The sequence below is a fragment of the Trinickia mobilis genome, from assembly GCF_017315705.1.
GTDB lineage: Bacteria > Pseudomonadota > Gammaproteobacteria > Burkholderiales > Burkholderiaceae > Trinickia_A > Trinickia_A mobilis.
The window spans coordinates 1-22,880 of record NZ_JAFLRF010000059.1; the positions used below are offsets into that span (position 1 = coordinate 1).

General features: G+C 66.7%; 15 protein-coding genes. 11 read left to right on the forward strand and 4 right to left on the reverse strand.

All coding sequences use genetic code 11. From position 1 onward, the window contains the following. The coding region (gene prpC / locus J3489_RS34345) for a bifunctional 2-methylcitrate synthase/citrate synthase (RefSeq protein WP_207005274.1) at positions 1–1,106 on the reverse strand (1,106 nt) is incomplete at its 3' end. Between the two features lie 582 nt (positions 1,107–1,688). On the opposite strand from prpC, the gene J3489_RS34350 reads away from it, so the two are divergent. Then, the gene (locus J3489_RS34350; RefSeq protein WP_207005275.1) at positions 1,689–1,994 is read left to right on the forward strand and encodes a hypothetical protein; all 306 of its coding nucleotides are present in this window, start codon (positions 1,689–1,691) and stop codon (positions 1,992–1,994) included. A 140-nt stretch (positions 1,995–2,134) separates the two neighbouring features. On the opposite strand, the gene J3489_RS34355 is transcribed toward J3489_RS34350, so the two are convergent. Next, entirely contained in the window at positions 2,135–2,791 is a 657-nt protein-coding gene (locus tag J3489_RS34355; RefSeq protein ID WP_207005276.1) for a peroxiredoxin, read from the reverse strand. Positions 2,792–2,994: 203 nt separating this feature from the next. Beyond that, positions 2,995–3,741 carry a UTRA domain-containing protein gene (locus tag J3489_RS34360; protein ID WP_207005277.1) on the reverse strand — a complete coding sequence of 249 codons (747 nt, stop codon included), beginning with the start codon at positions 3,739–3,741 and terminating at the stop codon, positions 2,995–2,997. 568 nt (positions 3,742–4,309) lie between these two features. Between J3489_RS34360 and J3489_RS34365 the strand changes: the two genes are divergently transcribed. Together J3489_RS34365 and J3489_RS34370 are read left to right on the forward strand one after the other, a co-directional pair. Beyond that, positions 4,310–5,017: a response regulator gene (locus tag J3489_RS34365; protein WP_207005278.1), complete on the forward strand. Its 708-nt coding sequence runs from the start codon at positions 4,310–4,312 to the stop codon at positions 5,015–5,017. A gap of 14 nt (positions 5,018–5,031) precedes the next feature. Beyond that, positions 5,032–6,159: an ATP-binding protein gene (locus J3489_RS34370; protein WP_207005279.1), complete on the forward strand. Its 1,128-nt coding sequence runs from the start codon at positions 5,032–5,034 to the stop codon at positions 6,157–6,159. Between the two features lie 6 nt (positions 6,160–6,165). Here the strand turns inward: J3489_RS34370 and J3489_RS34375 are convergent, their stop codons facing one another. Further along, complete coding sequence (locus tag J3489_RS34375) at positions 6,166–8,490, reverse strand: patatin-like phospholipase family protein (RefSeq protein WP_207005280.1); 2,325 nt, start codon at positions 8,488–8,490, stop codon at positions 6,166–6,168. 296 nt (positions 8,491–8,786) lie between these two features. Here J3489_RS34375 and phaP point away from each other — a divergent pair, with 296 nt between their 5' ends. The 8 genes from phaP (at position 8,787) to pelF (ending at position 22,880) form a co-directional block, all read left to right on the forward strand. Next, positions 8,787–9,353 carry a TIGR01841 family phasin gene (gene phaP, locus J3489_RS34380; protein WP_207005281.1) on the forward strand — a complete coding sequence of 189 codons (567 nt, stop codon included), beginning with the start codon at positions 8,787–8,789 and terminating at the stop codon, positions 9,351–9,353. 224 nt (positions 9,354–9,577) lie between these two features. After that, positions 9,578–10,996, forward strand: coding sequence for a sensor domain-containing diguanylate cyclase (locus J3489_RS34385; protein ID WP_207005282.1), 1,419 nt, complete (start codon positions 9,578–9,580; stop codon positions 10,994–10,996). A gap of 248 nt (positions 10,997–11,244) precedes the next feature. Beyond that, entirely contained in the window at positions 11,245–14,082 is a 2,838-nt protein-coding gene (locus J3489_RS34390) for a bifunctional glycoside hydrolase/polysaccharide deacetylase family protein (RefSeq protein ID WP_207005283.1), read from the forward strand. Then, on the forward strand, positions 14,057–18,013 hold the full coding sequence (locus J3489_RS34395; protein WP_207005284.1) for a tetratricopeptide repeat protein: 3,957 nt from the start codon (positions 14,057–14,059) through the stop codon (positions 18,011–18,013). The genes J3489_RS34390 and J3489_RS34395 overlap by 26 nt, the downstream gene beginning before the upstream one ends. 28 nt (positions 18,014–18,041) lie before the next feature. Then, a complete protein-coding gene (locus J3489_RS34400) occupies positions 18,042–18,596 on the forward strand; it encodes a penicillin-binding protein activator LpoB (protein ID WP_207005285.1) in 555 nt (184 codons plus the stop codon). Between the two features lie 52 nt (positions 18,597–18,648). After that, positions 18,649–20,121, forward strand: a complete 1,473-nt coding sequence (locus J3489_RS34405) for a PelD GGDEF domain-containing protein (RefSeq protein WP_207005286.1) — start codon at positions 18,649–18,651, stop codon at positions 20,119–20,121. Beyond that, positions 20,108–21,253, forward strand: a complete 1,146-nt coding sequence (locus J3489_RS34410; protein ID WP_242540544.1) for a tetratricopeptide repeat protein — start codon at positions 20,108–20,110, stop codon at positions 21,251–21,253. Before J3489_RS34405 ends, J3489_RS34410 begins: the two co-directional genes overlap by 14 nt. 4 nt (positions 21,254–21,257) lie before the next feature. Next, a complete protein-coding gene (pelF, locus tag J3489_RS34415; RefSeq protein ID WP_207005287.1) occupies positions 21,258–22,880 on the forward strand; it encodes a GT4 family glycosyltransferase PelF in 1,623 nt (540 codons plus the stop codon).

Sequence of the window (22,880 nt, forward strand, 5' to 3'; positions counted from 1 at the left end):
CGGATGATCTTGTTGTCGATGCGCTGCTCGATCACGTGGGCGCTCCAGCCCGAGGTGCGGGCGATCACGAAGAGCGGCGTGAACATGGCCGTCGGCACGCCCATCATGTGATACGACACCGCGCTGAACCAGTCGAGGTTCGGGAACATCTTCTTCGCGTCCCACATCACCGTCTCGAGCCGCTCGGCGATGTTGAAGAGCTTCATGTTGCCGGCGTCCTTCGAGAGCTTTTGCGCGACTTCCTTGATGACCTTGTTGCGCGGGTCCGAGATCGTGTAGACCGGGTGCCCGAAGCCGATCACCACTTCCTTCGCTTCGACGCGGCGGCGGATGTCGGCCTCGGCCTCCTCGGGCGTCTGGTAGCGCGTCTGGATCTCGAACGCCGCTTCGTTCGCGCCGCCGTGCTTCGGGCCGCGCAGCGCGCCGATCGCGCCGGTGATCGCCGAGTAAATATCCGAGCCCGTGCCCGCGATCACGCGGCCGGTGAAGGTCGATGCGTTGAACTCGTGCTCCGCGTACAGGATCAGCGAGGTGTGCATCGCCTCGACCCACGCCTTCGACGGCGCCACGCCGTGCAGCAGGTGCAGGAAGTGGCCGCCGATCGAATCGTCGTCGGTTTCCACCTCGATGCGCCGGCCGTTGTGCGAATAGTGGTACCAGTAGAGCAGCATCGAGCCGAGCGAGGCCATCAGGCGGTCGGCGATGTCGCGCGCGCCCGCGAGGCTGTGGTCGTCCTTCTCGGGCAGCACCGTGCCGAGCACCGAGACGCCGGTGCGCATCACGTCCATCGGGTGCGCCGAGGCCGGCACCCATTCGAGCGCGGCCTTCACGTTCGCGGGCAGGCCGCGCAGCGCCTTGAGCTTGGTCTTGTAGGCGGTGAGCTCGGCCTGGGTCGGCAGCTTGTCGTGCACGAGCAGGTAGGCGATCTCCTCGAACTCGCAGGTCGTGGCGACGTCGAGAATGTCGTAGCCGCGGTAGTGCAAGTCGTTGCCGGTGCGCCCGACCGTGCACAGCGCGGTGTTGCCCGCCGTCACGCCCGAGAGCGCCACCGATTTCTTCGGCTTGAAGCCGGGCGTGCCTGCCGTGCTGTTGTCTGCTTCGCTCATGATGCCTCCTGCCGGGCCGCCCCAAGGGAGGCATCCGCCCCCTCGGGGGGCAACGAACGAATGTGAGTGTGGGGGTGCTTCATTTATCGTCCTCCAGATTCAATGGGATGTCATTTCTTCGCCGCGGGCGGCGTATGCGGTGATGGCGCCGACGACTTGGAGCGGTGCCTCGGTAGCCACTGCAGCGCGGAATCGCGCGCCTGGGGAATTGCTGTTCGGTCGAGTTTGCATCATGGCTGGACGGTCGAGCGGTTGGGTTGAATCGGGTCGAAACTGTGCAAGCGAAACGGCCACGGAGCGCGCTGCCAGGCGGAGGACCGGCTCAGCACGCTCGTTCGCACCGACGCGGTGCGGCTAAGGTTATGCGCGCGCGGCACGCCGCTCAATGTCAAAAACGGTCATTCTGCATGACGCTATTTGCCACATTTTGAGCGAGAGAGTCTGTCTTTGCAGCGCGATTTACATACCGTTGACGGACTTCCATGACTCATTGCGCGGATGCGTGGAATAGGCTTAACCTGTTCTTACGCATATAAATTAGCGCTACACTCGGCACAAACGAGCGGATTGCTGGAGAAAATCATGGCTGATATCGACCCAGGCCGTACCTTCCGCGGGCTTCCCTTGACGCCCGAGCAGGATGCTGAAGTGAGGCACTACATAAAAGTCCGCAAGCAGCAGGGCAAGAAGTGGGACACGCCGGAGTTGAAAGCCATGCTGCACGACATGCTGCAGCCGCCGGACGAGGACGAAGAAGGCTTCGACTACGACGACACGAGAACCTTGGCAGAGCGCGCCGAGTTCTTCGTCGACGAGACGATGGACCCCATTGAAGCCGCGGAAGAACGGAACGCGGCGTTTGAATCCGAGATCATGAAGCGGTTTTAAGGCGCCGGCTTGGGTTGAAGTTGCTTAGCATCGCTTATCAATATGGCGATAGGAACCGGGCGGCGGCGCTGCCGATTGCCTGCCGCGCCACCGCCAAGGTGTGATTCACAAAGCAGGTTTCAAATACGCAGCCCGGCGAGCTACTTGGGCTGTGCCACCACCCGCAGATACGGCTTGAGCGTCTTGAAGCCCTGCGGATATTTCTTCTTCGCATCCTCATCCGATACGGACGTCGGAATGATGACGTCGTCGCCGGGACGCCAGTTCACGGGCGTCGCCACCCCATGCTTGGCGTTGAGCTGCAGCGAATCGAGCAGGCGCAGCACTTCGTCGAAATTGCGGCCCGCGCTCATCGGATAGACGAACATCGCTTTCACTTTCTTGTCCGGCCCGATCAGGAACACCGAGCGGATGGTGGCGTTGTCGGCCGCCGTGCGCGGGCCGCTGCCGCTGGCATTCGGATGAATCATGTCGTAGAGCTTGGCGACGGTCAGATCCGGGTCGCCGATCATCGGATAGTTGACTGCATGGCCCTGAGTCTCCTCGATATCGCCGACCCAGCGCTTGTGATCGCTCACCGGATCGATGGAGAGGCCGATGATCTTCGTATTGCGCTTTTCGAATTCCGGCTTCAGTCCGGCCATGTAGCCCAGCTCGGTCGTGCAGACGGGGGTGAAGTCTTTCGGATGGGAGAAGAGGATGGCCCAGCCATCGCCGATCCATTCGTGAAACTTGATCTGTCCTTCGGTCGTTTCAGCGGTGAAATCGGGTGCGTCCTCTCCGATGCGGATAGTCATGTTCAGCCTCCTATGCTTGCGCTGCGAGCTTGGGGTCCGCGCGAAACCGCTTTCGATGCCGATGCTTTCGCACGGTGACGGTGAATTGCGACTTCGATTATAGACACCGTGCGACAGACACCGTGCGTGACTTGCTTGATATAGGGAATCGCCTACGTCCTCCCGCGACCCGACGCGATTCCACTGACCTTAACGCAATGAACCTAAAGGTCCATCCGATCCGGCACGTCGACGCACACGCGGATCGCGTCGTGGCGCCAGAACTCGAGGTCGCAGTCGATCAGCCGCCCATGCTGGTCGCAGTTCACGCGGGTGATGTGCAGCGCCGGCGTGCCTTCGGCAACTTTCAGCGGCGCTGCCGCCTGGCGGTGCAGCACCGACGGCACCATGCCGAACTGCACGCGCCCGTAGCGGATGCCGTACTCGCTCGCATAGAGCCCAGTCAGCGATTGACGCAGGTCGAAAGCGAGAATCCCCGGAAAGTAGGCGGGATTCAGATAGTGCTCGACATACAGCACGGCGCGCGAATCGATCGAGCGCGCGCGCCGGATCTGGATCACGCTGGAGAGCGCAGGCAGCACGAGCATCTCGCAGATCGCCGCACTCGCCGGGATCTGCTCCGCGGACAGCACCTCCGTGCCGGGCTCGCGCCTCTGTTCGCGCACCATTGCCTCGAAGTGCGTGCGCTTGAGCGGGTCGTACAGAATGCGCGGCGGCGCGACGAACCAGCCGCGTTGCTTCTCGCGATAGATCAGGCCTTGCGCTTCGAGCTGGCCGAGCGCCTCTCGCAACGTGATGCGGGTCGTGGCGAACAATTCGCTCAGCTTGCGCTCGGCGGGCAGGCGGCTGCCGGGCGGCAGCAGGCTACGGTCGATCTGCTCTGTCAGCGCGCGGCAGATGCGCGCCGTGGTTCGCGGCGCGTCGACTTGAATTGAGTCTCTAGTTGGCATAGTCCAGCCCGTTTCCGGGCACAATTTTCGTATTCTCGTGCGATTCTTGCTCCGTCGCTTAATTCGCACCGTACCTGTAAAAGATGGCCGAACTGTGACAGTGCACGCGCACGGCACACACGGCACACACTCTACCGCGCTGCGGCATGCCGTGCCTAATCGGCCGATTCCGCCGGAGCGGTCCGCTTGCAAGGCATGGATGGCCAGTCTAGCGCTGACACGGAAATATCATCGAGCGGAATTAGACTGCGCGCAATCTTTCTGATCTAGACCACGTAATTTCGACCGGAGCAGATCCGCCGCCTTCAGCAGGAACTGCAGTTGACGACGATCTTCGTCACGCACGATCAGTGGACGTGCTGAACCGGTCCGCGGCGGACTTGCATGCGCCCGGCACGCTCGTGCAGCTCGTGTTCGATCCCGAAACCTTGCGCGAAGCGGCTTGAGCGCAGCGATGCCGCCGCGTTGCGCCGCGCGGTTTCCTGCCAGCCGCGCGGGACGTGCCGTAAAATGCCGTTCGCAGCCACCCGCGACGGCGTTACGCCCATCCGCATCGAACCACACCGCCATGCCACTACGGATCTTGCTCGTCGAAGACGACAGTCGACTCTCCGCGCTCGTCGCCGGCTACTTGCGCAAGCATGAGTTCGAGGTCGACGTCGTGCTGCATGGCAACGAGGCCGTGCCGGCGATCGTCGAGCGCCGCCCCGATCTCGTGATTCTGGACGTCAACCTGCCGGGCAAGGACGGTTTTCAGATCTGCCGCGAGGCGCGCGAGCGCTTCGACGGCATCATCATCATGGTGACCGCGCGCGACGACCAGTTCGACGAGGTGCTGGGCTTCGAATTCGGCGCCGACGACTACGTGCACAAGCCCGTCGAGCCGCGCGTGCTGCTCGCGCGAATCAAGGCGCTGTTGCGGCGGGCGCCGGTGCGCGCGGCCGAGGGGGCTGCGCAGCCCGAGAGCTACCGCTTCGGCAAATTCACGATCAGCCGCGCGACCCGCACGGCGACGCTTCCCGACGGCAGCACGCCGGACCTGACGTCGGCGGAATTCGACCTGCTCTGGTCGCTCGTGCGCTGCGCGGGGGAGGTGGTGACCCGCGACGACCTGATGCGCGAGCTGCGCGGCATCGAGTTCGATGGGCTCGACCGCACCGTCGACGGCGGCATTTCGAAGCTGCGCCGCAAGCTGCGCGACGACGCGGCGAACCCTCAGCGCATCAAGACCGTGCGCGGCAAGGGCTATCAGTTCAGCAAGGTGGCGTGGGAGTAGGTTGAGATCGCTTCATGACCCCGAACCCGACGCAACGACTCTCCGCCTTCCGCTATTGCAAATGGCGCTGGCTGCGCTTTCGCCGTTCCTGGACCGACACCCGCGCCGACCGCATTCCGAGCTGGTCGAAGCTGTATCTGCGGGCCTATCTCAACCTTCTCGCCCTCGTGCTGGCCGTGCTGATCTGCGTGTTCGCGGCGCTGTCGATCGGCTTGACGCCTGGCGTCGTCCGGCACGCCTTCGATGGGCTGCCGGGCGGGGCGGCCACACTCGCGCTGGTGGGGCTCGGCGCGCCGGCGCTCGCCGCCTACCGCTGGATCAGGCCGATCTGGCTCGACCTGGTGATGGTCCGCGAGCGCGCGATCGACTTCACGGGCGGGCGCTTCAACACCCGTGCGCGTGAATCGCACAGCGTGATGATCGGCCCGCTCGCGCGCACCCTCAACGCGCTCGCCGAGCGCATGGAGCGCCTGATCGCGGCGCAGCGCGATCTGACCAACGGCATCTCCCACGAATTGCGCACGCCGCTCGCGCGTGCCCGCTTCGCGCTCGAGATCCTGCGCGAGCCGTCGTCGGCGCTCGAATACGAAACTGCCGTGACGAGCATCGAGCAGGACATCGCCGAGCTCGACGAACTGATCGCGATGAGCCTGACCTACGCGCGGCTCGAATACATGTCGCTGCAATCGCACCTCGAGCCGACCCCGCTCGCCGCGTGGTTCGATGCGCAGGTCAAGGACGCCAATCTGCTTTATGGCGACAAGGCGGTGACGCTTCAAGTCGATGTCGATCGCGGCGTGCGGGTCGCGATGGACAAGCGTCTGATGTCCTACGCCATGCGCAATCTGCTGCGCAACGCCGGGAAGTATGCGAACTCGCAAATCCGCGTGTGCGTCGCGATGGCGCACGGCAATGTCGAAATCTCGGTGGAAGACGACGGCGCAGGTGTCGCGCCGGCGGAGCGCGAGCGCATCTTCGACGCCTTCGTGCGGCTCGATCGCAGCACGGGCGGCTACGGGCTCGGGCTCGCGATCACGCGGCAGGTCCTGCACGCCCACAAGGGGCGCATCGTCGCGACCGATCCGCTCACGCCGCCGGGCGCGCGCTTCGAACTGAGCTGGCCGGCGGGGAATCAGGCTTAAGGCGGGTCAGTACGTGTGCCCGAACTGGAAGTAGATATTGCGCCGCCCGCCCGGCGCGAACGCGATGCCGACATAGATCGGGCCGAACGAGCTCGTCACGCTGGAGAAGAACGTGAGGCTGCGCTTGAGCGGCCCGCTGCCGAAACGGTCGCCCTGGTCCCAGACGTTGCCCGTTTCGAGACTCACGCCCGCAAAGAGGCCGCGCAGCGGCGCGACGTTGAACGTCATCAGCTGGTTCAGGTAGGTGACCTGGGCGTACAGCAGCGAGTTGCCCGAGAGCTGGTCGGCGGCGTAGGCGGACAAATGCTGGAAGCCGCCGAGCGTGAAGCCGAGCGGGTTGACCACGTTCACGCCGCCGATGTCCGCGCCCGCTTCGATGCTCGCATTGACGCTGTGCCGGCCGAGGCTCGCGGCCACGATCGTCTTGCCGTAGAGCTCCGTGAACCGGTCGCTGCCGCCGAAGGCGCTGCGCTCCACGCGCAGCTCGGTGAAGTAGCCCTTGCGCGGAAAGAGCGGATCGTCGAGCTGGTCGATGACGAGCCGGGCGCGCGCGGTGACTTGCCGCCCGTCGAAGTCCGGATAGAAGAGTGCGTTGTCGCCCGCGTCGTCGAAGCTGTTGTAGACCGGCGAGCCGTAGGCATGCGCGTACGCGAGCCCGATGCGGAAGTCGCCCAGACGGCCAAGCGGCACGCCGAAGTCCAGCCCCGCGCGCTCGGTCTGGATGTGGTACTGGTTGAGGCGGAAGCCGGTGTCGTTGTCGTAGATGTTCGCGAAACGGCGCTGGAAGTCCGCGTAAGGCGCAACGTAGTAGCCGAACGACGTCGACAGCGGCTGACGCAGCTCCGTGTGGAAACTGAGGAGATCGCTGCCGAGGATGCTGTCGACGCGCCACTCGAGCCCCGACGGCGTCAGCCACGGGCGCCGGTAGCCGAGGTTCACGCGAAAGCCGCCTTGGTCGTCCGAACTGCTCGACATGCCGAGACCGAACAGCAGGAAATTCGGCCCCCACGATTTCTCGCGCGCATCGATGACGAGACGATGATCGTCGCCATCGCTGATCAATTGCTGCGTGACGCTCTCGAAGTCGCCCGAGGTCGTGAGCGCCTGCAGATCCCGGTTGACCTTGGCCGGGTCGTAGACGTCGCCGGCCTTCACGTGCAGGTGGTCGAGGATGCGCTTGGGCGGCACCTCGCCGTTCGATTCGACGACGACGCTCGTCACGCGAATCGGCACGGCAGGCCGCGCCGCGTGCGCCGCGCGATACGCGGCGTAGGCCTCGGGGGACAGCGCCAGATGCTGGAGCGAGGGCAAGGCCGCACGCGCAGCGGCTTCTCCGGCGGCAATCGCAGCGCGCGCATTGGCGAAGTCCGTGAAGCTGAGATTGCCGAGCGACGGCTCGATCAGCACGTCGCTCGCGGTGAGCTGCGCGCGCTGCCGCGCGACGTTCTGGTGGATCAGGATGCCGAGCGTCTGCTGCATCACGTCGGCGGGCGACGACAGCGCGTCGAGCGGGCGCAGCGGCGAGCCGATATCGACCGCGATCACCACGTTCGCGCCCATGTCGCGCGCGGTTTCGATCGGCAAGTTGCTGACGAGCCCGCCGTCGACGAGCGTGACGCCGTCGACGTCCGCCGGCGCGAACAGCCCCGGCAGCGCCATGCTCGCGCGGATCGCCTGCGGCAGCGAGCCGTGGTCGAGCACGACCTTCTCGCCGGTGCGCAGGTTGGTCGCGATCGCGCGGTACGGGATCGGCAGCTTGTCGAACGGCTGGTTGCCGGGCACGCTCGAGGTCCAGTCCTGCAGCAGCGCCCGGAAGCGGTTGCCCTGCACGAGACCGGCCGGCAGCTTCACGCCGTTCGGCCCGAAGCCGAGGCTGCCGACATAGAGACGCTCGTCCTCGCGCTGCGATTGCGGCAGCTCGGCGCGCTCGCTCACGTCGAAGGCGATATCGGCGAGGTTGACGTTTTCGAGCCGCTTTTCCATCTCGGCCGCGCTCATCCCGCTCGCGTACAGCCCGCCGACCACGGCGCCCATGCTCGTGCTGGCGATGCAATCGACCGGAATGCGGTCTTCCTCGAGCACCTTGAGCACGCCGAGGTGCGCGTAGCCGCGCGCGCCGCCGCCGGACAGCACGAGGCCGACCGAGGGCCGCGATGCCGAATCGCCGACGACTTTGCAGACGTCCTCCGCTGCGGCCTCGCGTTGCGCGAGCACGGCGGCAACGACGACGGCGGCGAGCGCTGCCGCGCGGCGCGCCCGGCATGCGGGCGAGGCTGGACGGACCGATGCCGCCGATCTTTTTCTTGTTTCGCGCAACACCGGCCAAGCCATCCGAAGCGGGTTAAATAAATGCCCGAATATTACACATGATTACGTCTCGTTAGACCTGAGCGGGTATTCGACCGGTGCGCTCAGTCTGCGAGATCGGGCCCCAGCGCTTCGAGCAACGGCGCGATCGACGCCGCCTCGGGCCGGGCATGGACGAGCGAACCGCGGTAAATCGGCCTCCTAGCTAGCAAGATCGCTAGGTCCTGCGGTTTTTGCCCACTGTTAGATTCGCAACCTTCATCTGACGCACATTGCCGTCACTACTGCCCGCGAAGAAGGGCGCTTTTGGGAGCGAAGTAATGAGCTTTTGGAATCCGGAACAATACGCGGCAACACAACGCGCGAATCTAGAGTCGTCGTTTGCCCTCGCCAACAAGGCTTTCGAACATGTCCAGCAGGTCGTCGAACTGAATTTCGACGCCATCAAGTCGGCCGCCGGCGATTCGCAGGAGGCGCTGCTTCATGCGGTGTCGGGCAAGAGCCCGCGCGAATGGGTCGCGCTGCAAGCGAACCCGGCCGAGCAGGCGGTCGTGCGCACGCAAACCTACTGGTCGCGTCTCTTCTCGATCGTGACCGCCGCGCAGGCGGAGTTCGCGAGCGTCGCCAGCGAGCAGTACGCGGAACATCAACGCCGTATGCATCATTTCGTCGACGACGCCGGCCGCCACGTGCCCGCCGCCGCGGAGCCCGCCATCACGGCGTTGAAATCGGCGATCAACGCGGCCAGCGCGTGGTACGAGTCGACGCGCAACGCCACGCAGCAAGCGATCGAAGCGGCGGAGACCAATGTCGAGGCCGTGAATTCGGCCGTGTCGAAGACCACCAAGCGCGCGGTTGAACAAACCGAGCGTGTCGTGGCGAAGTAGACCGAATCAAAGAGCATCCTTTTACGGTGCGATTGAAGCGTTTCTCGCTGCGATTGCGCCGTCTTTTTTTGTCTTTTCCTTCGAAAGGCGCTATGCCAATCGATCGGAATTGTCTTATCTTATCTCTATATCTTTAAGGTAAAGTTCGAGTCCGATTGCGGGGGCCGGTCGATGCGAGCCGGGCGGCCGGACTGCTGGAAACCATTTTCCAAGGGAACGCGAACATGAGCCTGAATAGCGCAACCGGCGCGGCGGTCATCGGCGAACCGCCCGCGGGCGTCCGGCATGTGACGCAAATCTACGGCCGCCTGCTCTTGGTCGGCTTCGCGCTGGCCCCGGCCTATCTGATCGCTTACCTGTATTACTTTCAGGACCCGTCTCTCAAGTTCGAAAACCATCTCTTCCACGAGATCGCGATCGCGGCGGCGACCCTGGAAGGGCTCTTCGTCACTTATGTCACCTGGCAGTGCTACCGCCTCTCGGGCGAGCCGATCCTGCGCTGGCTCACGCTCGGCTTCGCCGGCTTCGTCGTGATCTATACGCTGCACGGCGTCTTTACCGGCTTCTCGCATCGGAATATCTGGCTGTTCTTGCTGTACGGGCCGGCGTCGCGTCTCGTGATGTCGATCCTGCTGCTGGTCGGCCTGCTCTCGTACAAGTCGCCGCCCGACCCGGTCGCGAAGCGCTCGGACTTGTGGTCCTGGCTCACCTGGCTGATCGCGTTCCTGGTCATCGACTTGTTCGTCGCGGTGATCGCGTACTCGCCCATTGCAGGTTCGCTCGGCACGCGCTTGTCGATGGAGGGCGGGGCGCTCGTCATCTCGCTCGTCAACGTCGGCTTGATGCTGTGGCGCCGGATCCGCTCGCCGCTGATGCTGATCTTCGGCATTTCGGTGATGTCGTTTGCGCTGTCGTCGCTCGCGTTCATTCTCGGCAAGCCGTGGAACCACATGTGGTGGCTCGCGCATGCGATCTTCGCGGGCGGTTTCTTCCTCTTGAGCTTCGGCGTCGTGCAGGCGTTTCATACGACGCGCTCGTTTTCGACGATCTACAGCCAGGACGAGCTGATGGCGCGCCTGGCCGAAGCGATGGCGCGCACCGAAGCCGCGTTGCAGGAGCTGCAGCACACCAATCAGAAGCTCGAGCATCTGGCCGCCGTCGATCCGCTCACGGGCGCGGTCAACCGCCGTATCTTCCTCGAGCGGGTCGAGACGGAAATCGGGCGGGTCAGGCGCGGCGAGGCGCCGTTCTCGCTGCTGGCGCTCGATCTCGACAACTTCAAGCGGGTGAACGACACCTTCGGGCACCAGGTCGGCGATTCGATCCTCAAGGCGTTCGTGCAGACCTGCCTGGAGGCGATGCGGCCTTACGACGGCGTGGCGCGCGTCGGCGGCGAGGAGTTCATGGTTTTGCTGCCGCAGGCGGCGCTCGATGTCGCGCTGATGGTCGGCGAGCGGATTCGAATGGCTATTCAAGGCACCCGCTTCGACGCGATGGGGGCGGCTCCCGTCTCGGTCACCGTCAGCATCGGCATTTCGCAGTTCGGGCACGACGGCAATACGACCGACTCGCTGCTGCGCGCGGCCGACCAGCGGCTCTATCGCGCGAAAAAGCATGGCCGCAACTGCGTAATCGCCGTATAGGGCTGCCTGACGACGTTGTAGGCTCCAATTGTTGGCCGTTTGTTGGTCAATGGTTTGTTGCGCGCATGCATCGAATTAGTTTTTTGAGACATTCCACAATAAAATCGCGGGGCTGCGCGAATTGCTGGACAAGTCAGTCAGGCCGCAATTGCCTGCGCATCGCATAGTCAAGTCGCGGAAACGTCGAGTACGGCCCGGCTTTCCCATCCCGTTTCCGTGAATATTGACTCCAGGTAGCGGCTGTACGCATGGCCTTTTCGCTAATTCGGTTGATCGTACGGCTCACGTTGGCATCGCTGCTCGCCTGGACGGTTGGTGCCGCCCAGGCCGCGGCGCCGTCCGGCGGCTTAGCCGGCACGCCGCCCGCGGCAGCGCCGTCGTTCGCGCTGTATTACGGACAGGACCCGCCAGTCGAGCTGTTGTCGGCCTACGACGCCGCGATCGTCGAACCCGACAGCGGGTTCGATCCGCGCGCTCATCGATTGCCGCACACGACGTGGCTCGCGTACGCGAGCGTCGGCGAAGTCTTGCCGTCGCGTTCTTACTATGCGGCATTGCCGAAAGCGTGGCTTCTCGGGCAGAACGAATCGTGGGCGTCGCGGGTGGTTGATCAGAGCCAGCCGGCCTGGCCCGCGTTCTTCGTCGATCACGTGATCGAGCCGCTGTGGGACAAGGGGTATCGGGGGTTCTTCCTCGATACGCTCGATTCGTACCGTCTCGCTGCGCAGACCGACGACGCGCGCGCGAGGCAGGAGGCCGGCCTGGTGGCGGTGATCCGCGCGATCAAGGCGCGCCATCCCGACGCGAAGCTGATTGTCAACCGGGGCTTCGAGATCCTGCCGCAGGTGCACGACCTCGTGTACGCGGTCGCGTTCGAATCGCTCTTTCGCGGCTGGGATGAGGCGCAGCAGCGCTACGTCGAGGTGCCGGCCGCCGACCGCGAGTGGCTCATCGGGCAGGCGGACACGATCCGCGAGCGCTACGGCTTGCCGGTGATCTCGGTCGACTACTGCCCGAGCGCCGATCCGGCCTGCGCGCGAGCGGCCGTTGCCAAAATCGAGGCGCACGGCATCGTGCCGTACGTGACCGACGGCGGGCTGCAGACGATGGGGATCGGCGCCGTCGCGCCGCTCAAGCGGCGCATCCTCGTCATCCAGGACCCGCCGCTGCGCACCGATCTGAACGTGTCGCCCGGGGTGCGCTTTCTGGCGATGCCGCTCAACTACCTCGGCTACTCGATCGACTACCGGGACGTCCGCGACCCGCTGCCGCAGGGCGATCTGCGCGACCGTTACGCGGGCATCGTGCTGTGGCTGAACGGCGAAGTGCCGCGCCAGAGCGACTACCGCGCGTGGCTCGCCGCGCAGGTCGACGCCCATGTGCCGCTTGCCGTGTTTGCGTCGTTCGGCATTGCGCTCGATGGCCCGCTCGCGCAGAAGCTCGGTCTGCAGACCGTGCCGGGCGCGCCGGCGGGCGGCAAGCTCGAGGTCGAATCGTACGATCCGAAGCTGATGGGCTTCGAGATGAAGCCGCACCCCAATCCGCAGGATTACACGGCCGTGCGGGCCGGTCCCGGGAGCCGTTCGCTGTTGCGCCTGCGCTCGGGCGATTTCGTGATCGATGGCGCGGCGCTGACCCCGTGGGGCGGCTACGCGATGCGTCCGTTCGCGGTATTCGATCTCGGCGCGGTGAATCAGGCGCGCTGGGTGCTGCAGCCGATCGACTTCCTGCGCGCCGCGCTGCGCCTGCCTGCCGACATGCCCGTACCCGACACGACGACCGAGAATGGCCGGCGTCTGCTGATGTCCCATATCGACGGCGACGGCTTTGCGTCGCGCGCGGAGTTTGCGGACGGCACGCACCCGAACACCGACGCGTCGCCGCAATATTCGGGCGACGTGCTGTACCGCCTGCTGCGCGATACCGGTATGCCCACCACGGTGTCGCTGATCGAAGGCGAGGTCAGCGACGACGGGCCGTTTCGCAAGATCGCCCCGCACTTGCGCACGATCGGCACGCGGATCTTCGAGTTGCCGAATGTCGAAGTGGCGACCCATACCTATACCCATCCGCTGCAATGGATGCGCGTGACGGGGCTCGGCGAATCGACGACGAAGGACGTCGTCACGGAGGGCGGCAGCCAGACGAATCGCACGGGGCTGTCGATCGACATTCCCGGCTATCGGTTCAGCATCGACCGCGAGATCGGCGGATCGATCCGCTATCTGAACAGCCATGTCGCGCCGTCCGGCAAGCCCGTGCGTGTCGTGCTGTGGAGCGGCGACGGCCAGGTGCCGGCGCCTGTCCTGAAGGCGGCGTACGACGCGGGCGTGTTGAACCTGAACGGCGGCGACACGCTGATCACGAAGTCCGATCCGACGTGGACTGCGATCGCGCCGCTCGGCGTGCGCAAGGGCGGCTATTTCCAGGTGTTCGCGCCGGATCAGAACGAGGAGATGTATACGAGCTTGTGGCAGGGCCCGTTCTATGGATACTCGCGCGTGCTGGAGACGCTGGCGATGACCGACCAGCCGATCCGCTTCAAGCCGATCGACATCTACTACCACATGTTCAGCGGCACCAAGTACGCCTCGGTGCAGGCGCTCAAGGAGGTGCTCGACGCGGTGCTGAAGCAGCCGGTGACGCCGGTGTTCGTGTCCGAGTACGCCCGCGGCGTGCTCGACTTCCTCGACACGAGCGTGACACCCGACGGCCGCTTCTGGATCGTGCGCAACGCCGGCAACCTGCGCACGGTGCGCCTGCCGCCGGGCAAGGTGCCGGACATGACGACGGCGCAGGGCGTCGCCGGCTATCTGCCGGGCCCCGGCGGAACCTACGTTCACCTGACGGGCAGCGAGGCGCGCTTTGCCGTCGTGGATCGGGGAGAGGCGCCGCGGGCCGCATACCTGGCGGAGGCGAACGGCAGGATCGACAACTTCACGAGGACCGGCCAGAACTTTTCCTTTGACCTGCATGCGCATGTCACGCCGTTTTTCCGGCTGGCCGATGGAGAAGCGTGCCGCGTCGGCCAGCAGCCCCTTTCCGGTTCCAATAGCCTGCATGTCGATGTCGTCTGCGGATCCTGAACGGGAGCGGCTGTTTTCGCCGGCTGTCATCGCCGTCCTTGGCGCGTTCGTCGTGCTGATGCTCGCGCTCGCGTTTCCGCGGGTGAAGCTCGAAGCGCGCCTGCTCGGCGGCGTCAGCGCCGACAGCCTGGCGATCGCTTACCTCGAAGCGTGGCTGCGCGTCGATCCGGACAACGCAGATGTGCTGTCGGAGCTGACGCGCGAATATCTGAAGGGCCAGCGCACCGCGGACGCCGCGCACGTGATCGACCGGCTCGCGCGCTCGCACGATCCCGGCGCGCGTCAGACGGCGCTCGCGATCCGGGTGTCGCTCGCCCAGCAGCAACTCTATGCGCTCGGTCCCGCCGATCCGGCGCGCGGCGCGCGGATCGCGGAGCTCGATGCGTTGCTGCGCGAAGCCGCCCGGTATGCGTGGAACCGCGAGCAGCTGGAAGCGCTCGCCCGGAAGGCGCGCGGCTTGAACGACGGCGCGCTCGCGGGCCACTTCTACGAGCAGCTGGTCGCGCTGGATCCGCTTCACGCGAAAGACTGGCGCGTCGCGCAGGCCGAGGTCCTGCTGGGCAGCGGGCACTACCGCGAGGCGGCCGACGCGTGGTTCGCGGCGCAGGCCGGCGCGCTCGCGCTCGGCGAGCGGCGCACGCTGTTCCTGGCGGGATTGCGCGCACTGCAGGCGGGCAATCTGCTGCCGCAGGCGCTCGATGCGGCGAACCAGCACATCGGCGGCCTCGGCGACGACCCCGAGACGTTGCGCTATCTTGCGAAGCTCGCGATGGCGGCGGGCCGCCCCGACGTCGCGGAAATCTATGTGAAACGGCTCTTGAAGCTGTCGCTGTCGCGCCCGCGCGATGATGCGGACGGCAGGCCGCGTCTTGCGTTTGCGTCGATGCGGCGCTACGGCGACGTCCGCGCGATGCGGATTGCGCGCGCCGGCGCCAGGTTCGTGCGCATCGCGTGGCCGGCGCAGGAGGCACAGAGCGGGCCGGGGGCGGACTCGGGTGCGCTGCGGGTCGCCGCCGCACAGCGTGCCGTCGCTGCCGGCGGCACGCGCGCGAACGGCGCACCGGTGCGCCCGGACACGTACGGCGCCGTGCCGCCGAACACCGCCGACGAGGACCTCGCGTACAGCGTGTTCCTCGCTAACGGGGATGTCGCGAACGCGCAGCGCGTGGCGCAGCGCGCGCTCGACAAAGCCCCGGAATCGGCGCTTTGGCGTGCGCGCCTCGCACAGGTCGCGGAGTGGAATCATCAGCCCGACGTAGCGCTGCGCAACTGGCTCGCGCTTGCGCAGTCCCGCGGCGACGACGCGTCGTGGAGGCAGGTCGCGCGTCTCGCACCCGGCGTCAACGACGTCGCCGCGGTCCTCGCGGTTTCGGTGTATCAGTCGAACCGCGATCCGGACAACCTCGAGTTGCTCGATGCGGCCGTCGATGCTTACGAGCGCGCCGCCGATCCCGCCGGCGGGCTGAGCTTTCTCGCTGGCCGGGAACGCGGTGCGATCCGGCAGGCGGCGATGGAGCGCTATGCAGCGCTCGCCGAACGCAAGGGCGACGACGATCTCGCGCTGCACACGTGGCAGCAGCTCGAGCGCGAATACGGTCCGAACGCGGCGTACGGATACAAGATCGCGACGATGCTTTATGCGCGCACGGAGTTCGACGCCGCGTTCGCAGCGATGCAGCAAGTGCAGCAGGCGGCATCGGCGACCGACGCCGACTTCTGGCGCTTCTATGCGCTGGTGGCGTCGATCGGACAGCGGCGCGACGCGCAGAATCAGGCGAACCGCCGTCTGCTCGGCACGCGCGCCCTCGATACCGACGACTACGACGTGATGATCGGTTTCTATGGCGACTCGCCCGTCGATGCCGGGCGTCTCGCGGAAATGGCCTACCACAAGGGCGGCCGGATCCGGATGCTGACAGTGGCCGTCTACAACTACCAGCGCGCCCGCGCATGGGGACGGCTCGCGGCGCTGCTCGACTCGCTGAGCCCGGAACAACGCACGAGCGCCGGGCAGTCCGCAGCGTTTCTACTGGTGCGCGCGCGATATCGGCAGACGATCGGCGATATCGCGGGGGCTTCGAGCGACGTGCGGCGTGCCGCGACGCTCGCGCCGGACGACTCGGAGGCGCGCGCGGCCTATCTGTGGAGCCTCGTCGATCGCGGCACGACAGCGGAGCTGCGCCGCGCGTTGCGCCGGTTCGCCGCCGACGCCGAAACCGATCCGTCGCTATGGGCGCCTTACGGCGCGGCCAGCATGCGGCTCGGCGAAGGACGGCAGGCGCTTCACTACTTTCACAAGCAGGCGGCGACATCGCTTGCGGATCCGCTATGGCGGCTTACGTGGGCGGATGCGCTGGAACTGAACGGCCGGCTCGACGACGCGTGGCGCGTGCGCCGGCAGGTCTGGAGCGAGATGGCTGAACGCCGCCGCACCGCGACGCAGCAGGCTGCGCTGCCGAGCGAGACCGCACTGGAGCTGCGCGGCCGGATGGTCGCGCTGTCGCAGCTGTTCGCCAGCGGCGACCGCTCGCGGGCGGTGCTGATCGACATGCTGCGCGCGGACCGCGCGCAAGCGGCGTCGGCATCCGCGGGCGGCAGCGCTTCGGAGCTCGGCAACCTGAGCGAGTTGGACAAGCTGCCGCCGGTCAGGCAGCAGGCGCTGCGCGACGAACAGGCGAGGTATTCGTCGATTGCACGCGAAGCGGTGCTCGGCTGGGCGCAAACGGCGGGCGAGAGCGAACTGGAGCGCGCATGGCTCGAGAAGCAATACATCGATCGAAGCACTCGGCCGGTCTACGCGCAGGCGCAGCTCGCGATCGACGACGGCGACGTGAATGCGCTCGCGCGGCTTCTCGATTCGCTGCCCGACCAGATCCCGCGGCAGAACAAGGTGGATGCGGAAGTGCTGACCGGCCGTTACGGCGCTGCGCAAAGCGACGCGTTCGATTCGATGACGCGCCTGCCCGATGACGAAGTGATGCAAAGCCAGTTGCGCGAGCAGTTGCTGCGCAGCGCGCAGGCGGTAGCCGCCGCGCTGCGCTATGTCGACCAGGGGCCGCTGCGCTTTACCGAAGCGTCATTGACGGGGGGGCTGCGCCTTGCGCCTTCGCAATCGCTGCAGTTGCGCTACATGCAGCGCGAGCAATCGGTCGACGGCACGTCGCTCGCGTACGCGCCGGAATACGACCGCCTGTTCGAAGCGATTTATCGTCACGCGGGCCAGTACGACGACGAAAGCGTGACGCTCGGCCGACGCGACGCACTCGAAGATTTCACGACGGCGCGCATCGAAGGCCGCTACATCGGGTCGCCGGCGCTGACGCTCAGCTACGCGTTCGGCTACGACCAGGCGGCGACGGAGACGGCGCAGCTGCAAGTCGGCGGCACGAAGGACATGGCATCGGTCGGCTTCGACTATCGGTTCGACTCGCACTGGTTCGTCGACGGCCGCGACGAGTACGCGCGCTTCCATGGCCAGGACCGTTCGTTCCTCGGCGGCGGCAATCTGGTCGATTTCAACGTCGGCTTCAAGATCCGCGCCGACTATCCGGACTACACGATCCGCGCGGTGTTCTCCCACGGACAGTACAACGCGACCGGCACGCCCGGCAACGCGCTGCGCGTGCTGCTGCCGGCGGGCACGCCGTTCGACGCCGCGTCGTTCATGCCGCAGACCTTCACGCAGGGCGGGCTGTTGTTCTCGTTCGGCGACGACTTGCCGGAGAACGACTCGAAGGGCTGGCGGCCGATGTTCTCGGCCGGGCCGCTGCGCGACTCGCGCGCGGGCTGGTCGGGCCAGGCCATGCTCGGCATCGCAGGCAGCGTGTTCGGCGCCGACCAGGCGCTGCTCTATGCGGCCTACCAGGGCGTCTCGTCCACCCGTTCCACGTCGGTCAAGGAAGTGGGGGTGCGGTATCGATGGATGTACTAGATATGAAAATGCCCGAACGGAGAAATCGATGAAGGACCAAGCGAAGACCCTTTTGACGACGCGCGTCGTGTCCGCCGTCGCGGCGGTGCTGGTGGCGGGCGGCACGCTCGCCGGCTGTTCGGTGGTCGATCGCAGCCAGGCGCCGGCCTTTTCGGCGCGCGACAGCTGGGCGGTGCTGCCGTTCGCGAACAACACGGAGACGCCGCAGGCGGGGCAGCGCGCCGCGTCGATCGCGCAGAGCTTGATGACGTCGTACGGCTACGCGAATCTCGTTCGCTATCCCGCGTCGGGCGGCGACGAGACGCTGTTCGACCCGGCCAAGCCCGACCAGCAGCAGACGGCGCTCGAGTGGGCCCGCCGGCAGAATGTGCGCTACGCGCTCGCAGGCGCCGTCAACGAGTGGCGCTACAAGGTGGGCGTCGACGGCGAGCCGGCGGTCGGCCTCACCTTCGACGTGCTCGACGTCGAGACGGGCAAGGTCGTATGGAGCAGCAGCGGCAGCCGTACAGGCTGGAGCCGGGACGCCGTGTCGGGCGTCGCGCAGAAGCTCGAGCGCGAGCTGCTTGGGCCGCTCGCGCGATGAAGTGCGGCGATGAGACACGCGGTTTTTGCTGGACACCCATTGGATCACGACGATGAACTCACCCGCACCGAATGAATCGCTGCCGCGCGCGCGGATGGAGCGTCGCCGGCACGCGAGCGCCGGCGACGGTTCGCGTTGGAGGCGCGCCGTGGCGCCGCCGGGGACGACACGCCGGCGCGCGGTGACGTTCGTCGAAACCGTTGTCGCGACGCTCGCCGCGCTCGGCGCGTGCGCGGTATTCGATCCGCACGATCCGCTGCTGATGGCGACCGGCTTCGGCTGGATCTGGATCGTGCCGGTCGTGCTCGCGTTGCGCTACGGCACGCTCTTCGGCGCGTGCTCCGGCCTGATCGTGCTCGCGACGTGGTACGTGCTGGGCTCCGGCGGCGCGCTGCCGCATCCCGGCGCGCTCGGCCCGGGCGCCGTGTCGGCGCCGGGCTCGCAGCCGTTTTCGGTCAGCTTTTTCTTCGGCGGCTTCGTGCTGACGCTCATCAGCGGGCAGTTCGGCGACATCTGGACGGCGCGGTTGCGGCAAGTGCGTGTCGCGAACGACTATTTGTCGGAAAAGCTGGCGATTCTCACGCGCAACCAGTTCATGCTGCGGCTGTCGCACGAGCGGCTCGAGCACGACCTGATGAGCCGGCCCGCGACACTGCGCGATTCGCTCGTCCGGCTGAGGCAGCTCGTGCTGACGCAGGATCTGCCTGCCGCCCGCCAAGGCGATCTCGCGCTGCGCGGCGCTCAGCCGTTCCTGGACACGGCCGCGCAGGCCTGCCGGTTCGAGCGCGCAAGCATTTATGCGTGGCGCGGCGGCGAGCCTCTCAGCGAAGCGGTAGCGTCGATCGGCGCGCCGTTCGAGCTCGATCCGGACGATCCGCTGATCCGCGAGGCGCTCGAGTCGCGCACGCTGGTCGACGTCGGCTCGGCCGCGCAGCAGCAGGCGGCGCGCTCGCGCTATGTCGTTTGCGTGCCGCTCGTCGATGCGCAGAAGGAGCCGATCGGGCTCGTCGTCGTGCACAGCATGCCTTTTCTCGCGCTCAACCACGACAACCTGCAGTTTCTGCTCGTGCTGTGCCACTTCTATTCCGACGGCGTACGGCATGCGGCCATTACCCGCGAAGTGCTGCAGGCGTTTGCGTCGTGCCCGTACGAGTTCGCGCTCGACTACGCGCGGCTCGTCCATCTCGCGCGCGACACGCAGGTGGCGTCGTCGCTCGTCGCGCTCGTATTCCCCAACGACGAGCGCAGCGAGACCTGGTTTCAGCACGTGCTCCGCACGCGCCGCGCGCTCGATGCGCAGTGGGCGATACGCACCGAGCGGCACCTCGTGATGCTCACGCTGATGCCGCTGTCGGGCGAGGGCGCCGTCGACGGCTACCTGCTGCGGATCGAAGAGAACATGCGGGCGCAGTACGGCGTCGATTTCGAAGCGGCGCGGGTCGCGGTCCATGCGATCGCCGTGCCGCGCGACGAGTCGCTGGCCGTGCTGCGGCACCTGCTGGAGCGCTGCGATGCCAGCGTCTGACGCGCGCCGCGCCGCCCGTGCGCCGACAACCGCGAGCGCCGTGCTGGCGATCGCACTCGGCGTGTTCGGGCAGGCATGTGCCGTGGCGCTCGCGCTGCGCAGCCTGGCCGATCCCTCGGCGAACGTGCTGGCCGGCTTGCCGGTCGCGCCTGTCGACGCTCGCGCGGCGTACGTCAACACGCAGCTGCTGTTGTCATGCCTCGCGCTGCAGGCCGTCGCGGCGCTCTTCATCGCCGTGGGCAGCGCGCACGTCATGCCGCGCCGCTATCGCACGCCGCTCGCCAAGCTGCTGTCTTACCTTTGGGTGCTGAACTTCGCGGTGCCGTTCGGCGGCGTCGTCTGCACGCTCGGCGCGCTGGCGATCGCGGCGCGGCTGCCGCAGCGCGTGCGCAACCCCGCGATCGAGCGCGTCGACGAGCCGCAGTTCGCCGCGAACCTGATGGGCACCGTGTCGTACGGACGAGGGGCGCGCCTGAAAGCCGAGTTGCAGAACGCGGACGTGGCGACTTCGTTCCGGATGACGGCGCTGCTGGCGATGCAATCGATGCCGACCCGGACCGTTTCGCCGCTCTTGCAAAGCATGCTGGCGGACCCGCTCGACGATATCCGGCTGCTCGCGTACGGCATTCTCGACAATCGCGAAAAGCAGCTCACGCAACGCATTCTTGCGGAGCGCGCGCAGCTGGACGGCAAGACGCAGCCTGCCGCAACCGGCGCCGCGCGCAGGCGCGCGAACAAGGCGCTCGCCGAACTGTACAGCGAGCTCATCTACGCGAACCTCGTCACGGGCGACGTGTACCGCAACGCCGCCGACCAGGCCGACGCGTATGCGAAGGCCGCGCTCGAAGCCGATCCGGCCGACGCGTCGCTATGGCGCCTGCGCGGCCGGCTCGCGCTGGACCGGCGCGATCTCGGTGCGGCCGAACCGATGCTCCAGCGTGCGATCGATTGCGGATTCTCTCGCGCTCGCATGCTGCCGTATCTCGCCGAGACCGCGTATTTGCAGCGCGACTATCTCCGCGTGCGCCAGCTGCTGGCGGAGGTCGACCTGCACGGCACGTTGCCGACGCTGCGCCCGGTGCTCGACTACTGGCTGTTGCAGCACCGTTCCCAGACACCCGATCCGCATTGATGCCATGACGCCTTCTGCCGATTCCTCCCCTGTCGTCTCATCGGCCGCGCCGCGGCTGCCGCGCGCCGCGTCCGCCGATATCGGGCTGCTGCTCGAAGGCACGTTCCCGTATGTGAGCGGCGGCGTGTCGAGCTGGGTCAATCAGATCATCCGCGGGTTTCCCGAGTACACGTTCGCGCTGTGCTTCCTCGGCAGCCGGCCGCAGGACTACCCGAAGATGGCGTATGCGCTGCCGGACAATGTCGTGCACCTCGAGAGTCACTATCTGTACGACTTTGCGCTGCCGCCGGCCGTGCAGCGCCAGGGCGGCGATCCCGCGGCGTTCGCGCGCTCGGCGCAACTGCACGAGCACCTGCGCAATCCGGCGATGCGCGACGCGGCGGGCCGCATGCTCAAGGACATGCTCGGCGACCTGCGGCCGGGCGGCGCGCTGGGCGAGGGCGCGTTCCTGTATTCGCACGAGGCCTGGCGGTATTTGACCGACCAGTACCGGCAGTTCTGCACCGACCCGTCGTTCGTCGACTACTTCTGGACCGTGCGCATCATGCACAAGCCGCTGTGGCAGCTCGCGCAGATCGCCGAGGGGCTGCCGGCGGTGCGGGTGTTTCACACGGTGTCGACCGGGTACGCCGGTTTTCTCGGCGCGCTCGCGCGCTACCGCCACGAACGGCCGCTGCTCGTCTCCGAGCATGGCATCTACACGAAGGAACGCAAGATCGACCTGTTCCAGAGCCAGTGGATCCGCGACAACCGCACGATCTTCGAGCGCGACGTCGCGCAGATCGGCTACTTCCGCGACTTGTGGATACGCTTCTTCGAGACGCTCGGCCGCGTGTGCTATGACGCGGCGCAGGACATCGTCGCGCTCTACGAAGGGAACCGCCAGCGGCAGATCGCCGATGGCGCGCCGGCCGAGAAAACCACCAGCGTGCCGAACGGCGTCGATCTCGCGCGGCTTGTGCCGCTGCGCAGCCGGCGCGCGCCCGGCGTGCCGAAGACGCTGTGCCTGATCGGCCGCGTCGTGCCGATCAAGGACATCAAGACGTTCGTGCGCGCAATGCTGACGGTGGTGCGCCGGCTGCCCGACGCCGAAGCTTGGATCGCGGGGCCGGAGGACGAGGACCCGTCGTACGCGAGCGAATGCCGCGCGCTGGTCGAGAGCCTCGGCTTGCAGGACAAGGTGAAGTTTCTCGGCTTTCAGAAGATCGACGAGCTGCTGCCGAAGTGCGGCGTGCTCGTGCTGAGCTCGATTTCCGAAGCGCTGCCGCTCGTCGTGCTGGAGGGCTTCGCCGCCGGCGTGCCGTCGGTGACGACCGATGTCGGTTCGTGCCGCCAGTTGATCTATGGTCTCGCGGGCGACGACGCGAGCCTGGGCGCGGCGGGGCGCGTCGTGCAGATTGCCGATCCGCGCGCGCTCGCGGAGGCGGCGCTCGACCTGCTCGACGAGCGCAACTGGCACGCGGCGCAGCAGGCCGGCATCGCGCGCGTCGAGCGGTACTACACGCAGGATCAGATGTTCGGTGCGTACCGCGGCCTGTACGGGCGGCTGACCGCGATGCCGGATCTCGCCGGCGCCCAACCGGCGGGCGCGGCCATTCCCATGGCCGCCGGCCGTCACGCGCGCTAA

What these genes read in the sequence shown, in the direction of transcription:
- J3489_RS34365 (WP_207005278.1), top strand. Translation starts at nt 4,310, where the DNA reads ATGCCACTACGGATCTTGCTCGTCGAAGACGACAGTCGACTCTCCGCG.
- J3489_RS34410 (WP_242540544.1), top strand. Translation starts at nt 20,108, where the DNA reads ATGCCAGCGTCTGACGCGCGCCGCGCCGCCCGTGCGCCGACAACCGCG.
- pelF (WP_207005287.1), top strand. Translation starts at nt 21,258, where the DNA reads ATGACGCCTTCTGCCGATTCCTCCCCTGTCGTCTCATCGGCCGCGCCG.
- J3489_RS34355 (WP_207005276.1), bottom strand. Translation starts at nt 2,791, where the DNA reads ATGACTATCCGCATCGGAGAGGACGCACCCGATTTCACCGCTGAAACG.
- J3489_RS34395 (WP_207005284.1), top strand. Translation starts at nt 14,057, where the DNA reads ATGTCGATGTCGTCTGCGGATCCTGAACGGGAGCGGCTGTTTTCGCCG.
- J3489_RS34350 (WP_207005275.1), top strand. Translation starts at nt 1,689, where the DNA reads ATGGCTGATATCGACCCAGGCCGTACCTTCCGCGGGCTTCCCTTGACG.
- J3489_RS34370 (WP_207005279.1), top strand. Translation starts at nt 5,032, where the DNA reads ATGACCCCGAACCCGACGCAACGACTCTCCGCCTTCCGCTATTGCAAA.
- J3489_RS34405 (WP_207005286.1), top strand. Translation starts at nt 18,649, where the DNA reads ATGAACTCACCCGCACCGAATGAATCGCTGCCGCGCGCGCGGATGGAG.
- J3489_RS34400 (WP_207005285.1), top strand. Translation starts at nt 18,042, where the DNA reads ATGAAGGACCAAGCGAAGACCCTTTTGACGACGCGCGTCGTGTCCGCC.
- J3489_RS34390 (WP_207005283.1), top strand. Translation starts at nt 11,245, where the DNA reads ATGGCCTTTTCGCTAATTCGGTTGATCGTACGGCTCACGTTGGCATCG.
- J3489_RS34360 (WP_207005277.1), bottom strand. Translation starts at nt 3,741, where the DNA reads ATGCCAACTAGAGACTCAATTCAAGTCGACGCGCCGCGAACCACGGCG.
- J3489_RS34375 (WP_207005280.1), bottom strand. Translation starts at nt 8,490, where the DNA reads ATGGCTTGGCCGGTGTTGCGCGAAACAAGAAAAAGATCGGCGGCATCG.
- phaP (WP_207005281.1), top strand. Translation starts at nt 8,787, where the DNA reads ATGAGCTTTTGGAATCCGGAACAATACGCGGCAACACAACGCGCGAAT.
- J3489_RS34385 (WP_207005282.1), top strand. Translation starts at nt 9,578, where the DNA reads ATGAGCCTGAATAGCGCAACCGGCGCGGCGGTCATCGGCGAACCGCCC.